Source organism: Staphylococcus sp. EG-SA-2 (genome assembly GCF_017152085.1).
Genome location: NZ_JACYHC010000276.1, coordinates 1 through 7,418 on the forward strand (window position 1 = coordinate 1; position 7,418 = coordinate 7,418).

Annotated in this window: 4 protein-coding genes and 1 tRNA gene; all 5 read left to right on the forward strand. The window is 37.3% G+C overall.

Annotation, left to right across the window (positions count from 1 at the left end; genetic code table 11):
• Positions 1-3,522 (forward strand): glutamate synthase large subunit (gene gltB, locus IDG60_RS02675; protein ID WP_206160472.1); only part of this gene is annotated, 3,522 nt, incomplete at its 5' end.
• Positions 3,523-3,539: 17 nt separating this feature from the next.
• Complete coding sequence (locus tag IDG60_RS02680) at positions 3,540-5,003, forward strand: glutamate synthase subunit beta (protein ID WP_000503590.1); 1,464 nt, start codon at positions 3,540-3,542, stop codon at positions 5,001-5,003.
• A 268-nt stretch (positions 5,004-5,271) separates the two neighbouring features.
• Positions 5,272-5,364, forward strand: a tRNA-Ser gene (locus tag IDG60_RS02685).
• 468 nt (positions 5,365-5,832) lie between these two features.
• Complete coding sequence (gene treP, locus IDG60_RS02690; RefSeq protein ID WP_000279363.1) at positions 5,833-7,260, forward strand: PTS system trehalose-specific EIIBC component; 1,428 nt, start codon at positions 5,833-5,835, stop codon at positions 7,258-7,260.
• Positions 7,261-7,323: 63 nt separating this feature from the next.
• Positions 7,324-7,418, forward strand: a 95-nt coding sequence (locus IDG60_RS22030) for a hypothetical protein (protein ID WP_346767029.1), incomplete at its 3' end; no start/stop codon positions are given.

A 7,418-nucleotide genomic window follows, 5' to 3' on the forward strand; every position in this document is an offset into this window, starting at 1 on the left:
TTTTATGAATTTTATAGTTATTTAATGGAACCGTGGGATGGTCCTACAATGATTTCGTTCTGTAACGGTGACAAACTTGGCGCGCTTACAGATAGAAATGGATTACGTCCAGGTCGTTATACGATTACTAAAGATAACTTTATTGTCTTTTCATCTGAAGTGGGTGTTGTGGACGTACCTGAAAGTAATGTTGCTTTTAAAGGTCAATTGAATCCTGGAAAGTTATTGCTTGTTGATTTTAAACAGAATAAAGTCATTGAAAATAATGATTTGAAAGGTGCGATTGCTGGAGAATTACCATATAAAGCGTGGATTGATAACCATAAAGTTGACTTTGATTTTGAAAATATACAATATCAAGATTCGCAATGGAAAGATGAGACGTTATTTAAATTACAACGTCAGTTTGCATACACGAAAGAAGAGATTCATAAGTATATTCAGGAACTTGTAGAAGGTAAGAAGGATCCTATCGGTGCAATGGGATATGATGCGCCAATTGCAGTGTTGAACGAGCGACCAGAATCACTATTTAATTACTTTAAACAGCTGTTTGCACAAGTTACGAATCCACCAATTGATGCGTATCGTGAAAAAATCGTAACGAGTGAACTTTCTTATTTAGGTGGCGAAGGTAACTTACTAGCACCTGACGAAACGGTTTTAGATCGTATTCAATTGAAAAGGCCGGTATTGAATGAATCACACTTAGCAGCGATTGATCAGGAACATTTTAAATTAACTTATTTATCAACGGTATATGAAGGGGATTTGGAAGATGCGTTAGAAGCATTAGGCCGAGAAGCAGTGAATGCTGTAAAGCAAGGCGCTCAAATTCTAGTGTTAGATGACAGTGGATTAGTTGATAGCAATGGCTTTGCAATGCCGATGTTACTCGCAATAAGTCATGTGCATCAATTACTTATTAAAGCAGATTTACGTATGTCTACAAGTTTAGTCGCTAAATCTGGTGAGACACGAGAAGTGCATCATGTTGCTTGTTTACTCGCATATGGCGCGAATGCAATTGTGCCATACCTAGCGCAACGTACAGTTGAACAACTGACATTGACAGAAGGGTTACAAGGCACCGTTGTCGATAATGTTAAGACATATACGGATGTATTGTCAGAAGGTGTCATTAAAGTAATGGCTAAGATGGGAATTTCGACAGTGCAAAGTTATCAAGGTGCACAAATATTTGAAGCGATTGGCTTGTCTCATGATGTGATTGATCGTTATTTTACTGGGACACAGTCTAAGTTATCGGGTATTTCGATTGATCAAATTGATGCTGAAAATAAAGCACGTCAACAAAGTGATGATAATTATCTTGCATCAGGTAGTACATTTCAATGGAGACAACAAGGTCAACATCATGCTTTTAATCCGGAATCTATTTTCTTATTGCAGCACGCATGTAAAGAAAATGACTATGCGCAATTTAAAGCATACTCTGAAGCGGTGAACAAAAATAGAACAGATCACATTAGACATTTACTTGAATTTAAAGCATGTACACCGATTGACATCGACCAAGTTGAACCGGTAAGTGACATTGTCAAACGCTTTAATACAGGGGCGATGAGTTATGGATCGATTTCAGCGGAAGCACATGAAACGTTAGCACAAGCCATGAACCAATTAGGTGGAAAGAGTAATAGTGGTGAAGGTGGCGAAGATGCAAAACGTTATGAAGTACAAGTTGATGGAAGCAACAAAGTAAGTGCGATTAAACAAGTTGCTTCTGGGCGTTTTGGTGTAACTAGTGATTATTTACAACATGCCAAAGAAATTCAAATTAAAGTTGCGCAAGGTGCAAAGCCTGGTGAAGGTGGTCAATTACCTGGTACTAAGGTATATCCGTGGATTGCAAAGACAAGAGGGTCAACGCCAGGTATCGGTCTGATTTCACCACCGCCACATCATGATATTTATTCAATAGAAGATTTAGCGCAACTGATACATGATTTGAAAAATGCGAATAAAGATGCAGATATCGCGGTAAAATTAGTTTCGAAAACAGGTGTTGGTACCATTGCATCTGGGGTGGCAAAAGCATTTGCAGATAAAATTGTCATCAGTGGTTACGATGGTGGTACAGGGGCTTCACCTAAAACGAGTATTCAGCATGCCGGTGTTCCTTGGGAGATTGGTTTAGCAGAAACACATCAAACATTAAAACTAAATGACTTAAGAAGTCGTGTTAAGTTAGAAACAGACGGTAAGTTATTAACTGGTAAAGATGTAGCGTACGCATGTGCGCTTGGAGCGGAAGAATTTGGATTTGCAACTGCACCATTAGTGGTGTTGGGCTGTATTATGATGCGTGTATGCCATAAAGATACATGTCCAGTAGGAGTTGCAACTCAAAACAAAGATTTACGTGCTTTATATAGAGGTAAAGCACATCATGTTGTTAATTTTATGCATTTTATTGCACAAGAATTAAGAGAAATTTTAGCATCTTTAGGTTTGAAACGTGTAGAAGACTTAGTTGGAAGAACTGATTTATTACAACGATCATCAACATTAAAAGCGAATAGCAAAGCGGCTAGTATTGATGTTGAAAAACTGTTATGTCCTTTCGATGGGCCAAACACAAAAGAAATTCAACAAAATCATAATCTTGAGCATGGATTTGATTTAACAAATTTATATGAAGTAACGAAGCCATATATTGCTGAAGGACGTCGCTATACAGGTAGCTTTACAGTAAATAATGAACAACGTGATGTAGGAGTTATTACAGGTAGTGAGATTTCGAAACAATATGGAGAAGCAGGACTTCCTGAAAATACAATTAATGTTTATACGAATGGTCATGCTGGTCAAAGTCTTGCAGCATATGCACCGAAAGGCTTAATGATTCATCATACTGGAGATGCGAATGACTATGTTGGTAAAGGATTATCTGGTGGTACGGTCATTGTCAAAGCACCTTTTGAAGAACGACAAAATGAAATTATTGCTGGTAACGTCTCATTCTATGGTGCGACAGGTGGTAAGGCATTTATTAACGGTAGTGCAGGAGAAAGATTCTGTATTAGAAATAGTGGTGTAGATGTTGTCGTTGAAGGTATCGGTGACCATGGATTAGAGTACATGACTGGTGGACATGTCATTAATTTAGGTGATGTAGGTAAGAACTTCGGTCAAGGTATGAGTGGTGGTATTGCTTACGTTATCCCGTCTGATGTAGAAGCTTTTGTTGAAAATAATCAACTAGATACGCTTTCGTTTACAAAGATTAAACACCAAGAAGAAAAAGCATTCATTAAGCAAATGCTGGAAGAACATGTGTCACACACGAATAGTACGAGAGCGATTCATGTGTTAAAACATTTTGATCGCATTGAAGATGTCGTCGTTAAAGTTATTCCTAAAGATTATCAATTAATGATGCAAAAAATTCATTTGCACAAATCATTACATGACAATGAAGATGAAGCGATGTTAGCTGCATTTTACGATGACAGTAAAACAATCGACGCTAAACATAAACCAGCCGTTGTGTATTAAGGAAAGGGGGAGATACGATGGGTGAATTTAAAGGATTTATGAAGTATGACAAACAGTACTTAGGTGAATTATCACTGGTAGACCGTTTGAAGCATCATAAAGCATATCAACAACGATTTACTAAAGAAGATGCCTCTATCCAAGGTGCGCGATGTATGGATTGTGGAACGCCGTTTTGTCAAACCGGACAACAGTATGGTAGGGAAACAATAGGTTGTCCAATTGGAAACTACATTCCTGAATGGAACGACTTAGTGTATCATCAAGATTTTAAAACTGCTTATGAACGCTTAAGCGAAACAAATAACTTTCCTGACTTTACAGGGCGTGTATGTCCTGCACCATGCGAAAGTGCTTGTGTGATGAAGATTAATAGAGAATCGATTGCGATTAAAGGTATTGAACGCACAATTATTGATGAAGCTTTTGAAAATGGTTGGGTAGCGCCGAAAGTTCCGAGTCGCCGTAGAGATGAAAAAGTGGCAATCGTTGGAAGCGGTCCAGCAGGATTAACTGCTGCTGAAGAACTTAATCTACTAGGATATCAAGTGACTATTTATGAACGTGCTAGAGAATCAGGCGGTTTATTAATGTATGGTATTCCAAATATGAAGCTTGATAAAGATGTGGTTCGACGTCGTATTAAGTTAATGGAAGAAGCGGGCATTACTTTCATTAATGGTGTTGAAGTAGGCGTTGATATTGATAAAGCAACGTTAGAATCTGAGTATGATGCCATTATATTATGTACTGGTGCACAAAAAGGTAGAGATTTACCTTTAGAAGGACGCATGGGTGATGGTATACATTTCGCTATGGATTATTTAACTGAACAAACGCAGCTGTTAAATGGAGAAATTGATGATATTACAATAACTGCAAAAGATAAGAATGTCATTATCATTGGTGCTGGTGATACAGGGGCAGACTGTGTAGCGACAGCATTAAGAGAAAATTGTAAATCGATTGTTCAATTTAATAAATATACGAAATTGCCAGAAGCAATTACATTTACAGAAAATGCATCATGGCCTTTAGCAATGCCGGTGTTTAAAATGGACTATGCGCACCAAGAGTACGAAGCTAAGTTTGGTAAGGAACCACGTGCATATGGTGTTCAAACAATGCGTTACGATGTTGACGATAAAGGACACATACGTGGTTTGTATACTCAAATTTTAGAGCAAGGCGAAAATGGTATGGTCATGAAAGAAGGACCTGAAAGATTTTGGCCTGCTGACCTTGTATTATTATCAATCGGCTTCGAAGGTACAGAACCAACAGTACCGAATGCTTTTAACATTAAAACGGATAGAAATCGAATCGTGGCGGATGATACAAACTATCAAACTAATAATGAAAAGGTATTTGCTGCTGGAGATGCTAGACGTGGTCAAAGTTTAGTTGTATGGGCAATTAAAGAAGGTAGAGGCGTAGCGAAAGCAGTAGATCAGTATTTAGCGAGTAAAGTTTGTGTATAATCTTTGTATGGAAATGGTGGTTACGTTGACGTTGTGTCATGCTGAATCGAGTTTGAAATAATCTAGTATCTATCAACGTCACATGCCATCTTTGTAACCTAAAAACAAAGGTTTGTAAGACAACAAATCGATTAATTATAAGTAGTGATTTTTTACATTCGTTTATAGGTCAACTGTAGTGGAAGACAATGATTTGTGGTAATCATGTAATGCTTAAAAACAATATTGACTTTTACAGAACGTTCATATATGATAAATATTGTGTTTAGGAGGAATACCCAAGTCCGGCTGAAGGGATCGGTCTTGAAAACCGACAGGGGCTTAACGGCTCGCGGGGGTTCGAATCCCTCTTCCTCCGCCATCAATATTTATATTAAATACTATATATAATGAAGGTAAGTGCTCAAATTTTGAGTATTTGCCTTTTTTATTTGTCTTTGAATGGCTCGTTTTTTTAGCTATAGAAATGATAGGGCATTGAGATTGGAAGGGCATTTGGCTTGTGCAATATACATAGCTAAATGTCTTTTTTGTTTTGTGAAATATGATGGATGGCTTGTGTGGGCAAGTTTGCTATTTATAGATATGCATTTTTCAATTTAGGAGTTGGCCATGCATCTACACTTTATAATGGTGAGAGCGTGGTGAGGTATTGTTAATCACGCAATTGTAGCGAGGAGTTATTGCTACATATGTCGTTATGGCCTATTGATTTTCTAAAATAGCTGTATCAGATCATGTGACAAAATAAAAATAATTTGTTGAAAGCCTTTACATAACTTGTCTAGACAAGTTATACTCGTTTTAAGACATTAAGGGAGTGAAATATATGGCTGTAAAAAGAGAAGATGTAAAAGCCATCGTAAGCGCTATTGGGGGAAAAGAAAATCTTGAAGCTGCAACGCATTGTGTAACACGATTACGTTTAGTGCTTAAAGATGAAAGCAAAGTTGATAAAGACGCATTAAGTAATAACGCGTTGGTCAAGGGGCAGTTCAAAGCAGACCATCAATATCAAATTGTCATTGGTCCAGGAACAGTCGATGAAGTGTATAAGCAGTTTATTGATGAAACAGGTGCTCAAGAAGCTTCGAAAGATGAAGCGAAACAAGCAGCTGCGAAAAAAGGGAATCCAGTACAACGTTTGATCAAATTGTTAGGGGATATTTTTATACCAATATTACCTGCGATTGTGACAGCTGGTTTGTTAATGGGGATCAATAATTTACTTACAATGAAAGGTTTATTTGGTCCAAAAGCACTTATTGAGATGTATCCGCAAATTGCTGATATTTCAAACATCATTAATGTGATTGCGAGTACGGCATTTATTTTCTTACCAGCATTAATTGGTTGGAGTAGTATGCGTGTATTTGGTGGTAGTCCGATTCTAGGCATAGTCTTAGGTTTGATTTTAATGCATCCGCAATTAGTATCTCAGTATGATTTGGCAAAAGGGAATATTCCGACGTGGAACTTATTTGGCTTAGAGATTAAGCAGTTGAATTACCAAGGTCAAGTGTTGCCTGTTTTAATTGCAGCTTATGTTCTAGCTAAAATTGAAAAAGGATTAAATAAAGTCGTTCACGATTCGATAAAAATGTTGGTCGTTGGACCCGTAGCGCTTTTAGTTACTGGATTTTTAGCATTTATTATCATTGGACCAGTTGCATTATTGATTGGTACAGGTATTACATCTGGTGTTACATTTATATTCCAACATGCAGGATGGCTTGGCGGAGCAATATATGGATTGTTATATGCACCACTTGTAATTACAGGACTACACCATATGTTTTTAGCAGTAGATTTCCAATTGATGGGTAGCAGCTTAGGTGGTACGTATTTATGGCCAATTGTTGCGATTTCCAATATTTGTCAGGGCTCTGCAGCATTTGGAGCATGGTTTGTCTATAAACGTCGTAAAATGGTTAAAGAAGAAGGCTTGGCATTAACATCTTGTATTTCTGGTATGTTAGGTGTTACTGAACCAGCTATGTTTGGTGTGAACTTACCTTTGAAATATCCATTTATCGCTGCGATATCAACGTCTTGTGTATTGGGGGCAATCGTTGGTATGAATAACGTACTTGGAAAAGTTGGTGTTGGTGGCGTGCCAGCATTCATTTCAATTCAAAAAGAATTTTGGCCAGTATATCTTATTGTGACAGCTATTGCTATTGTTGTACCATGTATACTAACAATTGTGATGTCTCATTTTAGTAAACAAAAAGCGAAAGAAATTGTTGAAGATTAATAAAATAAAAAAGGGGCGTTCGTTATTTGGACGTCCTTTATTACGTTATAAGGTGGTAATTGTGTGTCGAAAGAAATAGATTGGAGAAAATCCGTTGTATATCAAATTTATCCTAAGTCGTTTAATGATACGACGGGGAATGGTATAGGAGATATCAA

Excerpts from the sequence above, each read along its gene's own strand:
- treP (WP_000279363.1), top strand. The coding sequence starts at position 5,833 with ATGGCTGTAAAAAGAGAAGATGTAAAAGCCATCGTAAGCGCTATTGGG.
- IDG60_RS02680 (WP_000503590.1), top strand. The coding sequence starts at position 3,540 with ATGGGTGAATTTAAAGGATTTATGAAGTATGACAAACAGTACTTAGGT.